The following is a 19388-nucleotide window of genomic DNA, read 5'->3' as shown; positions in this document are numbered from 1 at the left end:
AAAGAATGAATGATTCTTCGCTGAGTCGCCGCCGGCTGTTGCGCGCCGCTGGTGGCCTGCTGGCCGGCGCCGCCGCCGGCAGCCTGTTCCCGGCTCGCGCAGCCGAGCCGCGCAAGCTGACACGCAACACCGATACGGTGCGCATCGGCTGGGGTTACGGCAGCCTGCCGGACATCGCCAAACAACGCGGCGTGTTCGAAAAGACGCTCGCTGCAAAAGGCATCAAGGTCGAATGGATCGGCCCGTTCCCGAACCATGCGCCATCGATTCAGGCCGTGGTCGGCGGCAGCGCGGACTTCGGCTTCTGGGGATCGACTACGCCTGCATTGGCCGCCATGCTGGCCGGCTCACCCATCGTCTTCAATGCATTCGACGTCTACTCGCCGCGCTCGACTGCCATCATCGTGAAGAAATCGAGCGGCATTAATTCGGTCGCCGATCTGGCGGGCCGCAAGGTCGCCATCAATCGCTCGGGGCTCGGCGAATTCCTGCTGATCGCAGCGCTGGAAAAGAATCATGTGGACCGCGACAAGGTGGAGTTCGTCTATCTGAATCCGCCCGATGCCGCACCGGCGTTTGCTCAGGGCAAAGTCGACGCCTGGTCGATGTGGTCGCCGGCGGTGGACATCGCGCGTAATTCGAACGACGCCAAGGACATCTTCAACGAGGGACGCGACCTCGATTTCCTGATCGATTACAGCTCGCTGGTGACGCGCCGAAAATTCACCGAAGAGAACTCCGAGCTGATTCGCGCGGTGATCGACGCGTACTACGTGGAAGGCGCCTGGCAGTCGACGCATTCCGCCGAAGCGGAGCAACTCGCACAGGGCGAAGCCAGGTACCCGAACCAGGTGCGCGACTATCTGGCCAGCCTGAAACGTGTGAATCAATTCCATGAACCCGACGACGCCGCTTTCATCGCGCAACTTCAACGGGCAGCCGACTGGCTCGCGGAACGCAAGATCATCCGTTCGCGAATCAAGGTCGCGGATTACAGCATCAAGGTTTGATGGGGCACATTTGATGATCGCACGACACAATCATCCGGGCTTCGATGTGAAGGCCCGTGGCCGCAACGAAGCTATCTGCAATCGGTATAAGCATGTCTGACGCAACGATCGTCGATAGCGGCAGGCCCAAGCTCGTCTCGCCACTGTCCGCTACTCTGGGCTTCTCGGAGGCGCTCGCCGATATCGCGTCGAGCGCCGCCGAGCGGGAAGTGACGCATCGTCTGCCGTACGATGAGATCGCGAGGCTCAAGGCGCTGGGCTTCGGTGCGCTGCGCCTGCCCGCCGAGTCGCGAGGACGAGGTGTGTCGCTGACCGATCTCTTCGTCGTAGCCCGCGATGTTGCAGCGGCCGATTCCAATATCGCGCATGCTTTTCGCAACCATCTGTGGCAAGTCGAAGCGTCGCTCAGACAGCGAGGCCATCCTTTCCATGCGCATGTTCTCGACCTGACCGGACAGAACAAGACAGTCGGTCTCAGCTTTACCGAGACCGACGTGGTGGCGGCCGGCGCCCGTCCGAGCCGTGTGTTGAGCAAGCTCGAATGGGACGAGACACGGCATGCCTACGTCGGCTCCGGCGATAAAGTCTATGCCACGGGCAACCTCTACAACGACGCGTTCATCGGCCTCGCTGTGGAAAGCCGTGCGGGCCGGACAGTGCAATACGTGCTCGACCGTGGCAAAGGGGTCAGCGACCACGACGACTGGCAGGGCTTCGGCCAGCGCCTGACAGGCTCAGGCACGGCGACCTTTCGCGCCGTGATCGTGCCTGCCGACCATGTTTATCCGCCGGATCCGCCGAAGGCTGAAGAAGCCGCGCCGTGGGGATACACGTTTCATCAGGTCTATCTGAGCAACTGCATCGCCGGCATCGTGCGGCGGATCGTTCTGGACGCCATAGAGGTGCTGCGCTCAAGGGGGCGCAACTTCTATCATGGCGAAGCCGCGCATCCTGCCGACGAACCTGTTCTACAGACCTTGCTCGGTCGTATCCGCGCGTATGCGGCCAGCGTCGAGGCGACTGTGGACCGCGCTGTCGGCGCGCTGCAACGAGCGTGGGACAGTTATGGCACCAGCGACGAATATGAGACCACACTGGCCGCTACGCTTTCGGCGGCAGAAGCCAAAGTGGTGATCGACGATCTCGCTCCGCAGATCGCCAGTTGGCTGATCGACCTTGGGTCCGGCTCGGTCGTCTCGCGTGTAGGCGCACTGGACCGGCACTGGCGCAACATCAAGGTGATTGCGTCGCATAATCCGCGACTTTACAAGGAGCGCCTGCTCGGCCAGAACCTGCTCACTGGGCGTCTTCCGCCTACAGGCGCGTTCTTCTGAGCGCGAAGGCCGTCGTCCCTGCTGCCAGGGACGAGACTTGATAGCCACCAGCGAGATACTCTCGCGCTCAGTTGGAAAGCAGACGGCGAACGCGCGGCGCGACCTCTTCTGCAAAGCGCTGCATATCGGCCTCGAACGGCTGGAACTGCAGCATGAAGAGTTCGATTCCCGCCCGGTGAAACCCGGCAATACGCCGCGCGACCGTATCGTAATCGCCGACGAGGTTTGCGGCCGTGCCCCCGTTCGAACCGACACGAGGCGACTGCGCAAACGTCTGGATCATCACGACGTTCGGATCGATATTGGCTTTCTGCCGCTCGCGCAGCGGCTTGTCCAGCTCGGCCAGCGCGAACAGATGCTCAAGGTGAGCCTCAGCCTGCGCCTGGGTTTCGCGTGCGATCACGAAAGCCGACAGACCGAAACGCAAAGCATTCTGCCCGGCGGGGCGAGCGCGAGCGGAGACGTCGGCGATCAGACGCGCGACGTCGTCGTGCGGTTGACCGTTGATGAACCACACGTCGCCATGCGCCGCTACCAGCGCGCGCGCCGGCTCCGACTCACCGCCCACATAGATGCGCGGACGCGCGCGAAACGGATCGGCGGGACGCAACTGATATTCGTCGATGCGGAAGTTGTCGCCGTGATGATTCACCACTTCGCCGCGCAATAGCGCATCGACGACCGTGATCCATTCGCGGCCGTACACGTAGCGTTCATCGTGTTCCGGAAAACCGATGCCGGCGCGCTCCAGCTCCGGACGATTCCACGCGTTCACCAGGTTGATCGCAAAGCGCCCGCCGCTAATGTGCTCGATCTGCTGGGCCATCTTGGCGAGTACGACCGGGTGATAGAGATAGGGCTTGATGGCCGCGATGATCTCGATGCGCGACGTGAGCGCCGCCAACGCAGCCGATGCCGTCCATGCCTCGAGCTGGTCGAGCGAGGCGTCATGCGGATTGACCGTATGTTGGGCGACGAGCACCGAGTCGTAGCCGAGGCGCTCGGCCTCGAGCACGAGCGCCTTGTTGCGCGCCCATGAGGCGTCGTAAGGTTCCGCGGGATCCTGCAGCGCCGCGCGGCTGCCATGCACGAGCGCCCAGATACCGAAGCGTGGAGATTTGGTTGCCATCGATTTGATACGCGGGAAGAGACACATGAAGGGACGCCCATGCTACCGCCACCCGTGTGCCTCGCCTTCCAATTTCTATCGATATGCAATTGCCGGAATGGCATTAAGGCCCTCGGATCGGCGTGTCGAAGATGGCACGCGCACCGCCTATCGTCAACGACGAACCTGACTCAACCCGCGCGCAGCCGATGAGGCGGTTTAACAGGCTATTTCCTGTATTTTCCATTTACAGGCTATTCTTTATATTTGTCGAATACAGGATATATACTGTATTCGCCATTTACAGGCTCATTACTGTTTTTCCCGACTATCCGAGGTCGACCGTGGGCTACCCCGTTAAAACCCCTCACCAGTTGCGGCCCATTCTTATAGGCTTCCGCAAGGCCGCCGGACTCACGCAGGCTCAGGTGGCGAGCCGCTTGGGGATCACCCAGCAGACCTACGCCCAGCTCGAGGCAAAGCCCGAATCCGCGAGCATGGACCGCCTATTCCAGGTTTTGAAGGTGCTCAAGGTCGATATCGTTCTGACCCAGTTGTTGACCCCGGCAGATCTCGAAGACCGCCCATCCGCGCGTCTGCGGACAGCGAAGGCGCCAGCCGCGGCGAAGCAGAGCGTGACAAAAAAGCGCGCGACTCCTTCGGCCGCGAAGACGCCCGGTACCCGGAAAGCCGCCGCCACACCGGCGCGCGCTAGCACGCAACGCACACCCAAGCCGCTCGCACGGAAGCGGGCGGCGTCCACGGCTGCGACCCCCAGGAAGCGGGAGGACTGGTAACAATGGGCCGCCGCGCACACGCCAAAAGCCTGAGCCTCTGGATGAACGGGTTGCCCGTCGGCACATGGGAGACGACCCGCGACGGGGAAAAACTCACTTACTTCGAAGACTGGATCGCAGACGAACAAGGACGTCCCCTGTCGCTCTCGCTGCCGTTTACGCCCGGCAATCAGCCCTATCGCGGCAAGGTGGTCTCGGACTATTTTGACAACCTGCTGCCCGATAGCAGGGCTATCCGCGAGCGCATCGCAGGGCGCTACAAAACTGGCGGCACATCCCCTTTCGAGTTGCTGGCCAAGCTTGGACGGGACTGCGTAGGTGCTATCCAGATGCTGCCTCCGGATGAAACGCCGGTGGATCTCGAGCAGATCAGCGGGCGCCCCCTCAACGAGGCGGAAATCGCGCGGCTATTGCGGGAGACAACGGCCCCGCCGGTCTTGGGCCAGCATGAGCCCATCGACGACCTGCGCCTGTCGATTGCCGGCGCGCAGGAAAAGACCGCGCTTCTGTGGCACGACGACCAGTGGGCCATTCCGGAAGGCAGTACCCCGACCACGCATATCCTGAAGCTCCCTCTTGGGCTCGTCGGCAACATGCGCGCCGACATGCGCACGTCGGTGGAAAACGAGTGGCTGTGCTCGAAAATCGTCGCCGCGTATGGTTTGCCCATCGCCAATTGCGACATCGCAAGCTTCGAGGACCAGAAAGTACTCGTCGTCGAACGATTCGATCGCAGGTATGCGAGCGACGGCTCATGGATCCTACGGCTTCCCCAGGAGGACATGTGCCAGGCGACCGGAACATCCGCAGCGGACAAATATGAGTCGGATGGCGGCCCCGGCATCCAGAAGGTCATGGAAGTTCTGGCTGGTTCGGAGCGCTCCGTGATCGATCAGCGCCATTTCTTCATGACGCAGATCGTCTTCTGGATGCTCGCAGCCACCGACGGGCACGCGAAAAATTTCAGCATCGCCCACCTGAAGTCCAACCGCTATGAGGCCACGCCGATCTATGACGTTATCTCCGCGCACCCGATCATTGGAAACGGACCGAACCTGCTTTCCGCACGCCGGGTGAAACTGGCAATGGCGGTACGGGGCAACAACGCTCACTATCTTATCAATGAGATCCGGCGACGCCACGGGATTGCGCAAGGGCAACGAGTCACGCTAGCCCCGGCTGATGTCGAGGAGATGATCACCACGCTAACGGACATGACGGAGGCCGTCGTCGCGAGGGTTGACGCGCTGTTGCCGGCCGCTTTTCCCAACGATGTGTCGGACAGGATCTTTGAGGGCTTGCGACAACAAAGCTCGAAACTTGCTGCCCAGTAAACCAGTTGAAGGCGGCGCGTGCCGGCGCCCGACTACAACGTCGGCAAATTCTTCTCGAACAGATAGCCAGGCGGCTCCTCTTCACCGAAATCATGGGCCGACAACAGCGTATAGCCACTCGTCTGATAAAGCGCGATGGCTTCGGGCTGACGGGGACCGGTGCTCAAAAACACGCGCGTATAGCGCTGACGAACAGCCTGCGCCTCGAGCTCGGCCAGCACGAGACGTGAAAGCCCCTGACGACGACGGCTGCGACTGACCCATATGCGCTTGAACTCGGCGGTGCCGACATCCTCATGGCGCATGAACGCGCCACCCGCTATCGCCTGCCCGTCACGCAGCAGCAGCACGAACGCGCCGTGCGGCGCAGCGAAAGCCTCGTCCGGATAGCGCCGCAGTTCGTATGAAATCTCCTCGGCACTGATGAGCCCGGCGTAGCGGCTGCCGTACTCGTAGGCTAATTCATCGAACAAAGGACGGGCCAGCGGGTCGTGAACCGAGACGTAAGCGAAACGGTCCTGCGGCACGACTGATGAGAACACAGCTACCATGCCTTACCTCTGCCTGTTGATAAAAAAGTGACTGAAAAATGACCGTGCGCCGCTGCTAGGCGGCCACGGCCTCGCGCGCGGCTTCGGGCCGCCAGCCCAGTTCGGGCGCGACGCGCGTGACGACATCTTCGAGAATCTGCTGATAGTTTTCGAACGGCAGGTCGTACGGCAATTCGAGGCGCAGTTCACGAACCTGCCCGACGACCGGATCCGCCAGCAAGCGGCTGACGATCTCGTCAGCCGTACCGACCAGATCGGGTACGAACAGCGTGCGCCGCTCGCCATGCGGCGTCAGCGTGCGCGCGTGGCGCCCTTCGGCGAACTCGCGGTAGCGCTGCCGCGTTTGGGCATCGGCGCCGTCGGTCGGCACGATCACGCGGCCTAGCGCAACACGCGGCGGCCGCGCTTCGCTCCAATGAGACCGGTACAGATCGAGCTGGCGTAACTGCGCCTCGCGATAGTCGTCGGTGCCCTCGCCCGTCGTGATATTGCCGATCAGCAGATTGAAACCGTTGCGGCCGGCCCATTCGATCGAACGGCGCGAACCGCCGCCGTACCAGAGCCGCTCGGTCAGACCCGGCGCATACGGCGTCACACGGGGGCGCACACGACCCGCTGCCGATTCGACGAACGTATCCTCGTCGCCCAGCCATTCTTCCGCGAGATTGCGGCGCAGACGCTCCAGGCGCGCATGCGAGAAATCAATCAGTTCAGGATTGGCATCGAAGAGCCGCTCGCCGAGCAGAATGCCGTGCGCGGGCGCGCCCGCGCTCAGGCCGATGTTCAGGCGGCCGCGCGACAGCACGTCGACGGTGGCAAGATCCTCGGCAAGACGGAACGGGTTCTCGTAACCCATCTGGATCACGGCCGCGCCGAGTCCGATGCGCGTCGTGCGCTGGCTCGCGGCCGCGAGAAAGGTCGCAGCGGACGATACCGCCCGCTCGAGGTGCCGTTGACGCACCCAAGCGCTGTCATAACCAAGCGCCTCGCCGACGCGAAAGAGTTCGAGGGTCCGCTCGAAGCCCGCGAGCGGAGCGTCGTCCGGGTAATTGCCCGGCGTCAGGAAAGCAAGATGATCGATGTGGACGGCACACATACCGGACCTGATGGTTGTTTCTGGCGATTTCGATGGCACCCGACTGACCGCGCCGCCAACCGAGGTCGGCGTTTGCAGCAGGAACCGTGGTTTGTTCAGGCATCCGGAAAGCCGGGCGGATTCGTTTCCGAGTGAGCCACTGCTTCCGTTTGCAGACCCCAGCGTGCGAGCGCCGTGCGATATTGCCCGCCACGGATCAAGCCGTTCGTCGCCGTGGTCAGCGCCTGCGCGAGTCCGCTGCCCTTGCGCGTCGCGATCGCGACATCGGCCTTGAACGGCCAGCCGGCGTTGACCGTGCCCACCTGACGGATCTGCCCCTGCGTCGCGGCCTCATAGGCGAGCGGCGCGTGCGGATTGAAGATCGCATCCGCGCGCCCCGACAGCAGCGCAAGGCGCTCCGAAGCGCCGTCGTCGTAGTACTGCAACGTAGCTTCCTTCAACCCTTGCGCCGCGTTGCGCCGGTTCCACTCGAGCAGAATGCGCTCCTGAATCGCCCCCGAGCCCGTGATAACGCGCAGCCCCGCGATGTCCTTCGGTTCGCTGATCGACTTGATGGGGCTGTCATCGCGCACATAGAAGCCATGCAGGCCCAGCCTGTACGTCGTGAAATCGAATTTCTGTTTGCGCTTCTCCGTTACGCCGACGTTCGAAATCACCGCGTCGTAGCGGCCCGAGGCAAGACCAAGCGGCCAGTCCGGCCAGGCGACGGGCACGATTTGCAGCCGCAGGCCGAGTGCGTCGGCGATTAGCTGCGCGTAATCGGGATCGGAGCCGACGATGCTGCGGGCGTCGGTCGCGTACGTGGCGATCGGCGCCGCAAATGGCGCGACCGCGACCGTCAACACACCTGGCGTGACGAAGCGATAGTCCGTCAGCTGGCGCAGCGCGTCGGGATCTTTCGATGCATGCACGCGGCCTTGCTGCTGCGGGCTGAAATCGTAAGACTGCGTGGCGGCCCGTGCGAGGCCGGAAGACCATGCGAGCGGCACGGCGGCAAGCGCGGCCATATTGCCGAGGAATGTACGGCGTTTCGTCATCGATCGAGTCGGGGGTTGGGATTGTCTGCGTGACATGCGTTTCAAAGCACCTTCGAAAGGAATTCGCGGGTACGCGGATGGGCCGGGTCAAGCAGCACGCGCGACGGCGGACCGGACTCCACGATGCGGCCACCGTCCATGAAGACGATCGTGTCGGCGACCTCGCGCGCGAAGCCGATTTCGTGCGTGACGATGAGCAGCGTCGTGCCGGAACGCGCAAGCTGACGGATCACGTCCAGTACCTCGTTGACGAGTTCCGGATCGAGCGCCGAGGTCGGTTCGTCGAACAGCAGAACCTTGGGCTTGAGCGCGAGCGCACGCGCGATCGCCACGCGTTGCTGCTGGCCTCCGGATAGCTGGCGCGGCCACGCATCGGCCTTGCCAGTGAGTCCAACGCGCGCGAGCAGAGCGCGCGCCTCCGCTTCTGCCTGCGCCCGCGGCACGCCCGCCGCGAGCGGCGCCTCGACGACGTTGTCGAGCACGCTCAGATGCGGAAACAGGTTGAAGCTCTGGAACACCATCCCGACATCGTCGCGACGGCGCTGAAGAATGTCCCGCTCCTTGAGCTCATAGAGCGTGCGCCCTTCGCGGCGGTATCCAACGAGTTCGCCGTCGATGTCGATGAAGCCGTCGTCGACACGCTCAAGATGATTGATCGAGCGCAGCAAGGTCGACTTGCCCGAGCCGGACTGGCCGAGAATCACGGTGACGCTGCCCGACGGGACCGACAATGAGACGTTGTCGAGCACCTTCAGCGTGCCGAAGCTTTTCGACACGTTGTGGATGCCGACCCGGCCGCCGACGCGCCGCTGGGCCCAGCCTCCCGCTGCCGCTTCCCCTGTCGTCGGCGTGCGTTGCTGGCGGTCCGACGGATCGGAGCTATCGCTGCGTGCAGCCCGCGCGGTACGCCACCGCCCGAATAGCGCGGTCAGCGGCGACACCGCCACCTGTTCGCGCGTCGCGCCGCGGGCGTAGTAACGTTCGATGTGAACCTGGAGCGCCGACAACACGGTCAGGATGATCAGATACCAGACCGTCGCGACCATCAGCAGTGGAATCACCTCCAGGTTGCGGTGATAGATGATCTGCACCGTGTAGAACAGATCCGGCATTGCGAGGATATAGACAACCGACGTGCCTTTCGCGAGACCGATCACGTCGTTGAAGGCGGTCGGCAGAATCGAGCGCATCGCCTGCGGCAGGACGATACGCCGGACCTGGCGCGCGCCCGGCAAGCCGAGCGCGGCGGCCGCTTCACGTTGTCCGTGGTCGACGGACAGAATCCCGCCGCGGATCGCCTCGGCCGAAAACGCCGCGTGGTTCAGCGTAAGGCCGAGCACTGCCGCAAAAAACGGGCTGATCAGATCAGTGGTCGACTGGTTGAGCAGCGTGAAATGCGTGAACGGCACGCCGATCCAGATCGTCTCGTACAGATAGCCGAGGTTGTTCAGCAGGAGCAGCAGCACGATCGGCGGGATCGAGCGGAACAGCCAGATGAAGGCCCACGCGCAGCCCGCCAGTAGCGGAGAACGCGATACGCGCGCCAGGGCCAGTGGCGTCGCGAGTGCAAAGCCGAACAGCGCGCCGAGCGCCGTCAGCACCAGCGTACGGCCGAGCCCCGAGAGCACCGGTTCGGCGAAGAACCACTGCGCGAAAACGCCCCAGCCCCAGCGCGGATTACCGAATATCGAATTCAGTACGAGCCCGATCACGACGATGGCTAGCACCGTGCCGGCCGTGCGCGCATGATGCCGCGCCGGCACGATCCGATAGTGCGCGTAGCCGTGACCGTCATCGGCGCCGATCGCGTGTGCTGCATGAACCGCGTGAGCGGGACCGGCAAGCTGGGTCGTGTCGTTCATGATGCTGTCCTCATGCGTGGCATGCCGTTCATCAGGCCGTTTCCGCGGTCACGTAGCGGCTTTCCCGGCGCGGCAGGCCCAGGTGATCGCGCAGCGTCGTGCCGGCCAGGGTGCGGCTGTAACGGCCGCGCGCTTCCAGCGCAGGGATCACGTATCGAACGAAGTCGTCCAGCCCTTCTGCCTGCACCGGAAAACCGAGGATGAAGCCGTCGGATGCGCCCGCGTCGAACCAGCGGATCAGCTCGTCGGCAATCTGCTCGCCGGTGCCGGTGAATTGCGTCTTCGGCGTGGCCACTTCCAGCGCGACCTCGCGCAGCGTTGCTCCGGTACGCTTCGCGTCGGCCTTGATGCGGTCGGTCGTCGAACGGAAGCTGTTCGAGCCGAGATCGCCCAACTCGGGGAATGGTTCATCGAGCGGATATTGCGTGAAGTCGTGATGCTCGAAAAAGCGCCCGAGATAGGCGAGCGCGTCGTCGATCGTCAGCAGGTCGCGAATCGCGCGATACTTCGCTTCGGCTTCTTCCGCCGTCGCGCCGACGATGGGTCCGATGCCGGGAAAGATCTTCACGTCGGTCGCCGCGCGGCCGTGCTCGACCGCGCTCTGGCGAACCTGGTCGGCGAACGCCTTGGTTTCTTCGAGCGAAGGCGAATGCGTGAACACCGCGTCCGCGTATTTGCCGGCAAGCGCGATCCCCGAATCCGACGCACCGGCCTGGAAGATCACCGGCTGTCCCTGCGGCGAACGCTGGATGTTCAACGGCCCGGCGACTTCGAAGAACCGCCCCTTGTGATCGAGCGTATGCAGTTTGTCGCGGTCGAAGAAACGGCCGCTCTCGCGTTCGCGAATGAATGCGTCGTCGTCCCAGCTATCCCACAGTCCCTGCACGACTTCCAGATACTCGTCGGCGATCTCGTAGCGCAGTTCATGGTCCGGATGCTGGCCGCCGTAATTCTTCGCGGACCCTTCGAGCGGCGAAGTCACCACATTCCATCCCGCGCGCCCGCCGCTGATCAGGTCGAGCGACGCGAACTGCCGCGCCACCGTGAACGGATGGCTATACGAGGTCGACAGCGTGCCGGCGAGACCGATTTTCGAGGTCGATGTCGCGAGTGCGGACAGGATCGAGATGGGCTCGAAGCGGTTCAGGAAGTGAGGAATCGATTTCTCGTTGATATAGAGTCCATCGGCGACGAACGCAAACGCGACACCGTTGGCCTCGGCCTTCTGCGCAACGCCGGTGATGAAATCAAGGTTGACGCTGGCGTCCGCGGGACCGGCCGGATGCTTCCACGCGTTCATATGGCCGCCCGCGCCGTGCAGCATGATGCCGAATGTGAGATTTCGCTGAGTCATAGTCTGGTCCGTAAATAGATTGAGCTAATCAGACGCGTGCGGTCTGTTCCGCGCCGGCCAGCGCTTCGACCGAAGCGAGGCGCTGCGCGTAGTCTGTTATCGGGGTGTCGATCACGAATTCTTCAATGCCGAAGCGTTCGTGCAAGGCGTCGAGTTGCTGGCGCACGTCTTCCGCGGTGCCGGCGATCACGTGTGGATGCAACTCGTCGAGACGATAGTCAGTCACGCCGGTTTGCCGCGCGAATTCCGCTGCCGCTTCTGGACTCGGGAGATTGACGCTCTGCCCCGTTGCAAGCTGAAGCTTGAAAATACGCAGTGCGCCGACCTGGCGCTGCGCCTCGGCGCGCGAGGGTGCCGCGAACGCGTAGAGCGCGAGCAGCGGCGTGCGTCCAGTCACGCTGCGATAGGCATCGAGCGAGCGCTCGATGTTGGCTTCGTCGCCGTTGAAATGGCCGGCATAGCAGAACTGCCAGCCATGCTGCGCGGCAAGCGCCGCACTCTCGGCGCTCGCGCCAAGCAGAATGCGCTCGGGCGCTTCGGGCGGCGTCGGCAACGCGATCGCGCCGGCCAGCGGGTGATCTTCCGCGACGCCCCACGTCAGGAACGCGTCGAGTTCGGCGAACTGATGCGCGAAGTCCGGCTTCTTCGCCTTGTCGTGAAACCACTGCAGCGCGCGCGTCGTCAACGGCAGTCCGCCCGGCGCCTTGCCGATGCCAAGGTCGACTCGCCCCGGTGCGAGTGACGCGAGCACCCGGAACGTTTCCGCGACCTTGAACGGACTGTAGTGCTGCAGCATCACGCCACCCGAACCGACACGAATGCGCGAGGTGTGCGCGAGCAGATGCGACACGACGATCTCCGGCGCGGAACTCGCGAGCCCTGGTGCGCCATGATGCTCGGCGATCCAGTAACGCTTGTAACCCAGCGCTTCCGCGCGTTGCGCGAGCCGCACGGTAAAGCGCAACGCATCATGAGCACTCTTTCCGTCGGCGATCGGACTCTTGTCGAGAATCGAAAGTGAGTAGGACATATCGAACCCTCCCAATGCACGCTGCGGTACACGGGAAAAGAAATGGATGGAATTCGCCGAACGACTCTGCTGATCCCATTATGGCGATCGGGGTGCAAAACCGTTCGAGCAAATTTTTCTATGCATATCAAGAAAACATCAAAACACGTAGCGGGCGCGTGCGTAGTAGAAGCCGCCATTCACGCCTGTCGTCGAAGCGAATGCGTCGTACTGCACGCCTTCGAGTTGCGCTTCATAAGGCAGCTTGCTCGGATAGACGTTGAAGAGATTGTTGGCGCCCACCGCGATCTGGAATTTCTTCGTCACGTCATAGCGGACTTCGACGTCGGTGATATAGCGGGCTGCATTCTCGAAATGGAGAAACTGTGTCGTCGAGAACGCGTTCGGCCCGACAATGTAGGTTTCCTCGCTCGACGTGGCGCCATAACGCGTCTCGTGCAGGCTCACACCCCACTTGTCGAGATGCCACGTGCCGCCGATGATGATCTTGTTCTTCGGCGTGGACGTGCTCAGCCACGCGACCTGTTGTGCATTGAGTTCCGGCTTGCCGTTCGCGCCGTTCGCGACATGCGTGACCGAGGTCGTATTGATGTTCACGCCCAGGTCCCAGTCGACCCATCCGAATTGGCCAAAGCCCGTGTGGTACGTGCCGGTCAGATCGATCCCGCGGGTGCGCGTGCTGGCGCCGTTGGTGAAGTAACTCGCGGATACCGCCGAGGCCGGCACTGAAGTGGGCACCGACAGGCCCGCCGCCTGCATTGCGGCGATGGCATCCGCGCCCGACGCCGTGCCGCCTTCGACGATCCGGTTGCGGATGTCGATCTGATAAGCGTCGAGTGTCACGTGCAGATTCTTGACCGGCGTCAGCACGAAGCCGATGTTGTAGTTGGTCGATTTTTCCGACTGCAGTTGCTGCGCACCGATCAGCTTCGCCGCCGATGAGTTGGCCGCGAGCAGACCGAACACGGAGGCAGGCGATTCGTTGATATTGCTGTAGTACTCCTCGGCGAGCGACGGCGCACGGAAACCGGTACTGACGCTGCCGCGAATCGCGAATGCCGGCGTGAAGTCGTAACGTGTCGATAGCTTTCCGTTGGTGGTGTTGCCCACGTCGCTGTAATGCTCGAAGCGTCCTGCCAGATCGACCGTCCATTTCGGCGTCACGTGGGTCGACAGGTCGAGATAGGTGCCGAGCACGTTGCGAGAATTGTCGCTCGCACTCACAGGCGCGAGGCCGGGCAGCGCCTGCGAGCCGCCGTCGATATACGACGCGTAATCGCCCGCCCCTACCGAGTAGGTCTCGCGGCGCTGCTCCACGCCCCACGAAACATTTACCGGCGCCGGGAGTAGCGGCAACTGGAAAGCCCGTGAGAAATCGAGGTTGTTCGTCAGCTGCGTGTTGCTGACGGTGGACAAGTGGAAGCTGGTCGGCGTATAGCCCTGCGCGGCATAGAGCCCCGTGTTGGCCGAGTTGCGCAAGCCCACGACGTCATGGTCGCCACCGTATGTCGAACTCAGATCCCACGACCAGCCGAACAGATTCTGCCCTTTGATGCCCGTCGTCACCGAGAAGTCGTTCTCGTTGATCGTTTCCACCGGCACGAAGCCGTTCAGATAAATTTGCGGCAGCACTGAGGGCGGACGATAGTTCTGATACGACTCCGCGTCGCGATGCGCATACGTGCCGAAGCCATAGAGTTCGACATCGTCGCCAAGGTAGTAGCCAGCGTTGTAACCCACCGACGTGCGCGTGCTCGCCGGATCGCCCTCGATCGGGTTGTAGTAACCGTGGCCCGGTTGGAACGAGCCGAAGTAGTCGTCAGGGCCGGTGCGGATCGTATGGTTCTGACGGTTGTATTCCGCGCTCAGATCGAGAAAGCCTTTGCCGCCCAGGTCCAAACCGATATTGGCCGACTCGCCGTTCTTGAAGCCGTCGCCCGCATAAGTCTGGCCGTTGGTCGTCTGCAACTCTCCGCCGTGCGAACTTTTCTTCAGGATGATGTTGATAACGCCCGCGATGGCGTCCGACCCGTACTGCGCGGCCGCGCCGTCACGCAGCACCTCGATGTGATCGATCAGGCCGACCGGAATCATGTCGATATCGACACCGGTGGAGCCCTGGTTCAAGCCGCCGTCGAGCGCGATATTCGCCGTGGTATGACGGCGCTTGCCGTTCACCAGCACGAGCACGTGGTCCGGGCTCAGTCCGTGGAGCGTCAGCGCGTCGGTCAGCACGGCGGCGTCGCCCGCGTAGTTCTCACGCGAGATCGACGGCGATAGCTGAACGAGCGCGTCGCGCAGATTGCTTTGACCGGTGGCGCGCAATTGAGCGCCGCTGATCACGTCCACCGGTGTCAGGCTCTGGCTGGCCTTCGTATCGGTACGCGTACCGGTTACGACCACCGTATCCTGCTGCACGGTATTCACTGCGCCGGACTGCTTCGCGGACGCCGTTCCCGCATTCGGTTGAGCGGCGCCCGGTGCAACGGCGGCAGCGTCGCTCGCTTCCGCCGGCGCTGCCGCGCTCTGTGCCCATGCCGCGCTATTGCAGGTGGCTGCCAGAACCGCGACCGACAGCACTTTCCCGCGAACCCCGATGATTGGCCGAACGGCCCTATTATTCCTGTCTTTCCCGCGCATCGACTATTCCGTTGGTTATTGGCGGACACACTGCTCCAGCACGTGGCCGATCTCAGCCACGCGCAAAGCCACTCTGTAGTAATACTTGTGATTGAAAACCGACCTTATCGAGGCAGAATCAACTGCCCCGACGATTTAACTCCTGGGAAGCCCGGGAGGATTCGTCTTGGCCTGGTCGATCGCTTCGGAACCGAGATTCCAGCGGTCGAGTACCTGGGTGTATTTACCGCTGCGAATGAGGTCGTTCAGCAGCACCGTGAGCGGCGCGGCGAGTCCGCTGCCCTTCTTCGTCGTGATCGCGACATCGGCCATGATCGGCCAGCCGCCGCTGATGGTGCCGACCGCGCGTATTCCTCCTCTTTGCGCCGCCTCGTAGGCGAGCGCCGAGTTGACGCTAAGAATCGCGTCGGCGCGCCCCGAGCGCAGCGCCACATCCCTGACCGCGATGTCGTCGTAGTACTGGATCTGCACGGGCTTGAGTCCGTGCGCAATGTTCTCTTTGTCCCACGCCAGCAGGATCTTTTCCTGATTCGTTCCCGAATCGGTAATGACACGAAGGCCGGCAACATCCTTCGGTTCGCGGATTGCCTTGATCGGGCTCGAACTGGCTACGTAAAACCCGAGCACGTCGCGTCTGTAGGTCGAGAAATCGAATTTCTCCTTGCGCTGCTCGGTGACCGTCACATTCGACAGAACCGCGTCGACCTTGCCCGATTGCACGGCGAGCGGCCAGTCTTCCCATGCGAGCACCACGATTTTCAGCTTGCGTCCCAACCCGTCCGCGACCAGTTGCGCGAGATCCGGGTCGAAGCCGACGACCGTTTTGTTATCCGTCGCATACGTGCCCAGCGGCGGCCACGCTACGGTCATGCCGATGACCAGTTCGTCCTTCGCGGCAAATGGAAACGTCGCCGGCACCGCCTTGATGGCGGCGGTGTCGGCGGTGGTCCGGATCTGGTCGTGCTGATCCGGACTCAGATTGAAGGTGCTGCCTGCCGCCAGAGCGATGCCTGCTACACCCATCGCCAATGCGGCGAAAGTCCCGGCCACGGCTACCCGAATTCCCCTGCTTTGCTTCATGACTTGATGTACTCCATGAGATGAACGAATTGATCGATGCGCTGCATTGCGCATGTAACTACCGTTGGCCGAGCGGCTCAGGCGCAACCAGATCGTGTAATGAATCGACGCGACCCGGCTCCAGCAGATCCTTGCCGAACGGAAGACGAAAATGGATCTCCGGTGCGATCGAGCGATCGAACATCGGCTCATAGCCCGCATTGAAATAGAGTCCGGTTGCTTCCGGCTGTTTGAAGCCGGTGGTCAGATAGACGCGGCGATATCCCTGGCGCAGCGCTCGATCCTCGAGTTCCTGCACGACGCGGCGAGCCAATCCCTGACGTCGCTGGCTCGCATGTGTCCAGATGCGCTTGAGTTCCGCGGTCGTCGCGTCATAGCGCTTGAACGCACCGCCGCCGACCGTTTCCCCATTGCGTACAACGACGATGAACGCGCCATCGGGCGGCGCGAACAACTCGGCCGGATAACGCAACATCTCTTCACTCACCGAGGCCGCGCTTGCCGGCCGGAACTCGCGATAGCGTGTCGTGTATTCGACGTTCAGCGCGTCCAGTAGCGGCCGTGCAATCGGATCCAGCGGCGTGGTGTCAATAATTTCGTAGGTCATGCTGAATAGGGGGATAGCTCTTATCCCTACCGCTCCTGTCGTTGAACTCTTTTTTCCGCCCGACTTTTGATTGCCGTCGAACTAGAAAGAAGATAACAGGCCACCCATTCCGAATGAACCAAACATTTAACGAATCGTTATTCCGTGTAATTCGTATATTTAATTGACGTCGTTAATCTCGCTATAGCGGCAGTGTGCTGGATGTGGGTGATATAGGCCGGCTTGCTGTTTCTTGATTGCACGTTTATTTCATCTTGCTTTCACGCCTGTGTTGCTTCGCCGACCGGCCCACAGAAAACATATGCCCTGCAATGATTTTATTTCTCGGGTTTAACGTCCACTAATTGCATGATTATTTCTAATTGCTTTCAATTATTGAATTGGGATTGATTGGGCAGATCGCACCAGAACGTCCGGGACGTCTAATAAAGCGTGTAAATTTCCAGAATAGCGTCTTGGATTTTTATTTCTGGCTAATTCGAATCATTCATTTCGTGTCGCTATTCATCTCATTGCACGCGGAATGACACGTCGATAAAACGTGCAATCTGTCCACGATAGCGGCACTGCACCTGACCGCTTCGTTTTCAAACGGGCTCGGCGAGATGGAAGAGACAGTCGCCACGCTCCACGGCGGCAGGCACACGCTTGCAAACGACCTCGCCCGCGCTAGCGAAAAAGGTGGTGACCGGTTCCCGTAGCGGCGTGTCGGGGAAATGGATCCGTGCAGCAGGCTGCCCCGCCACGACCTGATCGCCCAACTCGACGAGCGGCTCGTACACGCCGCGATCATACGCATACACATAGTGGCGCGAGCCGGACACCGTGAAGAAGCGCGTCCGCGCGGGCGGGCCGTCCGGAACGAGCGGTCCGCGCAACACGCCGATGAAGCCGAGCAGATTCAGCAGTCCGTGTCGCGCATCGCGCAGCAGGCTCGCCTGCACGGTGCCGCCGCCGCCGAGTTCGGTGAGAATGGAAATCGCGCCCTGCCGCCGCGCGGCGCTCGCCGCATGGACCGGATTCGGCCGATGCAAAAATGCACGCGGCAACCCGAACGCGGCAAGCAATGCTTTGAGCCGCTCCTCTTCTTCGGGGTCGCGCGGCTCCATGGCCAGCATATTGGCGCCGTGGTAGAGAAGCGAACTTCCGCCCGAATGCAGGTCGATCAGATATTGCGCGCGCGCAAGCAGCGAGTGCTCGATGTAGTCGGCAATCGCGGCGGTCGGCGCGCCTTGCGGATCGCCTGGAAAACTGCGGTTCAGGTTGCCGCCGTCGAGCGGCGAAGTCCGCAGGCCCGCGGCCGCGGCGGGAAAATTCGCCATCGGCAGAAAGATCAGCTGGCCGCGCACCCATTGCGGTTCGATCTCGCGGATCAGACTGGAAACGAGTACCTGTCCTTCGTATTCGTCACCGTGATTGCCGCCCATGAGCAGCACGACGGGACCGTCGCCGTTGCGCACCGAGGCGATCGGAATCGGAATCCAGCCGTACGCGGAACGATGAACCGAGTGAGGTAAGCGCAGATAGCCGACATGACGTCCGTCGGCATCCAGGTCGATTTCATTGTGAAGCGTACTCATGGGATCTCCTTCCAGATACGCGACGACTGCGCAGACGCGCTCACTGCATAGATTGTTCGTTGCCGATAAGCCCGATCTTCGTCGCCCCTTCGCGCTGCGCGGCCGCCAGTACGGCGGCCACGTCCTTGTACGGCGCGAGCTTGTTCGGCAACAGATGAATCTCCGCCTGGTCCCCTTGCGCCGCGACCTCGGCCATATGCTTATCCAGATCAGCGCCGGCCGCAACCGGCGCGCCGTTCCACCTGATTGTGCCGTCAAAATCGATATCGACCTGCACGACCGGCGGTGGCACGGCTGGTGGCGGCGGGTTGCCGACCGGCAGATTCATCTTCACCGAGTGCATCTGGATCGGAATCGTGATGATCAACATGATCAGCAACACCAGCATCACGTCGATCAAGGGCGTGGTGTTGATGTCCACCATCACCTCGGGTTCGCTGCCGCCACCCGAAGATACGTTCATTCCCATCGTAGGCTCCTGTCGGACCCGGCGCTTTGGCACCAGGTCCGATCCCATGCAAATCTAGCCGCCGCGCGCCGGCGGTTGCGTAATAAACGATACCTTCGAAATCCCGGCACGCTCGCAGGCTGTGACCACACGGCCGATGAATTCATAGCGCGTGGTCTGGTCACCGCGTACGTGCACCTCGGGCTGCGGCAGCTTCACCGACGCCACCTTCAGCCGCGCGAGCAAGGTTGGCCGATCGACCAGCTTCTCGTTCCAGAACAGGTCGCCGTCCTTGTTGACCGCGATCTCGATGCTGTCCGGTTTGGACTGCAACGGATTCACGGTTTCTTTCGGCAACTGCACCGGCACTGTATGCGTGACGACCGGAATCGTGATCAGGAAGATGATCAGCAGCACCAGCATCACGTCGACGAGCGGCGTCGTGTTGATGGCGGCGATGACCTCGTCCTCCTGACCGTCCTGTCCAACGTTTATGGCCATGACTTCTAGCTCCGCGTAT

General features: G+C 62.2%; 17 protein-coding genes. 4 read left to right on the top strand and 13 right to left on the bottom strand.

Translation table 11 applies throughout. The annotated features are described in order from the left end of the window. Window positions 1–5: 5 nt before the first annotated feature. A complete protein-coding gene (locus PQR54_RS08400; RefSeq protein WP_408244908.1) occupies window positions 6–1010 on the top strand; it encodes an NrtA/SsuA/CpmA family ABC transporter substrate-binding protein in 1005 nt (334 codons plus the stop codon). A gap of 92 nt (window positions 1011–1102) precedes the next feature. After that, window positions 1103–2344 carry an acyl-CoA dehydrogenase family protein gene (locus PQR54_RS08395; protein ID WP_408245017.1) on the top strand — a complete coding sequence of 414 codons (1242 nt, stop codon included), beginning with the start codon at window positions 1103–1105 and terminating at the stop codon, window positions 2342–2344. A gap of 67 nt (window positions 2345–2411) precedes the next feature. Here the strand turns inward: PQR54_RS08395 and PQR54_RS08390 are convergent, their stop codons facing one another. After that, on the bottom strand, window positions 2412–3473 hold the full coding sequence (locus tag PQR54_RS08390; protein ID WP_408244907.1) for an LLM class flavin-dependent oxidoreductase: 1062 nt from the start codon (window positions 3471–3473) through the stop codon (window positions 2412–2414). Window positions 3474–3796: 323 nt separating this feature from the next. On the opposite strand from PQR54_RS08390, the gene PQR54_RS08385 reads away from it, so the two are divergent. Both PQR54_RS08385 and PQR54_RS08380 read left to right on the top strand, forming a co-directional pair. Continuing rightward, complete coding sequence (locus PQR54_RS08385) at window positions 3797–4249, top strand: helix-turn-helix transcriptional regulator (RefSeq protein WP_408244906.1); 453 nt, start codon at window positions 3797–3799, stop codon at window positions 4247–4249. Window positions 4250–4251: 2 nt separating this feature from the next. Next, on the top strand, window positions 4252–5583 hold the full coding sequence (locus PQR54_RS08380; RefSeq protein WP_408244905.1) for a type II toxin-antitoxin system HipA family toxin: 1332 nt from the start codon (window positions 4252–4254) through the stop codon (window positions 5581–5583). Window positions 5584–5615: 32 nt separating this feature from the next. Here PQR54_RS08380 and PQR54_RS08375 read toward each other — a convergent pair whose 3' ends face one another. The 12 genes from PQR54_RS08375 to PQR54_RS08320 form a co-directional block, all read right to left on the bottom strand. Further along, window positions 5616–6110: a GNAT family N-acetyltransferase gene (locus PQR54_RS08375; protein ID WP_408244904.1), complete on the bottom strand. Its 495-nt coding sequence runs from the start codon at window positions 6108–6110 to the stop codon at window positions 5616–5618. A gap of 79 nt (window positions 6111–6189) precedes the next feature. Beyond that, window positions 6190–7230: an LLM class flavin-dependent oxidoreductase gene (locus PQR54_RS08370; RefSeq protein ID WP_408244903.1), complete on the bottom strand. Its 1041-nt coding sequence runs from the start codon at window positions 7228–7230 to the stop codon at window positions 6190–6192. A gap of 95 nt (window positions 7231–7325) precedes the next feature. Further along, entirely contained in the window at window positions 7326–8267 is a 942-nt protein-coding gene (locus tag PQR54_RS08365) for an ABC transporter substrate-binding protein (RefSeq protein ID WP_408244902.1), read from the bottom strand. 41 nt (window positions 8268–8308) lie between these two features. Further along, complete coding sequence (locus PQR54_RS08360; protein ID WP_408244901.1) at window positions 8309–10129, bottom strand: amino acid ABC transporter permease/ATP-binding protein; 1821 nt, start codon at window positions 10127–10129, stop codon at window positions 8309–8311. 31 nt (window positions 10130–10160) lie between these two features. Beyond that, entirely contained in the window at window positions 10161–11483 is a 1323-nt protein-coding gene (locus tag PQR54_RS08355; RefSeq protein WP_408244900.1) for an LLM class flavin-dependent oxidoreductase, read from the bottom strand. 28 nt (window positions 11484–11511) lie between these two features. Then, window positions 11512–12513, bottom strand: coding sequence for an LLM class flavin-dependent oxidoreductase (locus tag PQR54_RS08350; RefSeq protein WP_408244899.1), 1002 nt, complete (start codon window positions 12511–12513; stop codon window positions 11512–11514). A gap of 138 nt (window positions 12514–12651) precedes the next feature. After that, window positions 12652–15153 carry a TonB-dependent receptor plug domain-containing protein gene (locus PQR54_RS08345; RefSeq protein WP_408244898.1) on the bottom strand — a complete coding sequence of 834 codons (2502 nt, stop codon included), beginning with the start codon at window positions 15151–15153 and terminating at the stop codon, window positions 12652–12654. 135 nt (window positions 15154–15288) lie between these two features. Next, window positions 15289–16233: an ABC transporter substrate-binding protein gene (locus PQR54_RS08340; RefSeq protein ID WP_408244897.1), complete on the bottom strand. Its 945-nt coding sequence runs from the start codon at window positions 16231–16233 to the stop codon at window positions 15289–15291. 58 nt (window positions 16234–16291) lie between these two features. After that, complete coding sequence (locus PQR54_RS08335; protein ID WP_408244896.1) at window positions 16292–16840, bottom strand: GNAT family N-acetyltransferase; 549 nt, start codon at window positions 16838–16840, stop codon at window positions 16292–16294. 587 nt (window positions 16841–17427) lie between these two features. Further along, the gene (locus tag PQR54_RS08330; protein ID WP_408244895.1) at window positions 17428–18420 is read right to left on the bottom strand and encodes a succinylglutamate desuccinylase/aspartoacylase family protein; all 993 of its coding nucleotides are present in this window, start codon (window positions 18418–18420) and stop codon (window positions 17428–17430) included. Between the two features lie 40 nt (window positions 18421–18460). Beyond that, window positions 18461–18889: an ExbD/TolR family protein gene (locus PQR54_RS08325; protein WP_408244894.1), complete on the bottom strand. Its 429-nt coding sequence runs from the start codon at window positions 18887–18889 to the stop codon at window positions 18461–18463. 54 nt (window positions 18890–18943) lie between these two features. After that, the gene (locus tag PQR54_RS08320) at window positions 18944–19369 is read right to left on the bottom strand and encodes an ExbD/TolR family protein (protein WP_408244893.1); all 426 of its coding nucleotides are present in this window, start codon (window positions 19367–19369) and stop codon (window positions 18944–18946) included. Window positions 19370–19388 lie beyond the last annotated feature (19 nt).

It is taken from the genome of Paraburkholderia phytofirmans, assembly GCF_046028095.1.
Lineage (GTDB): Bacteria > Pseudomonadota > Gammaproteobacteria > Burkholderiales > Burkholderiaceae > Paraburkholderia > Paraburkholderia phytofirmans_A.
Note: the sequence above shows the minus strand (reverse complement) of the source record. Positions and strands in the feature narration are given on the sequence as shown.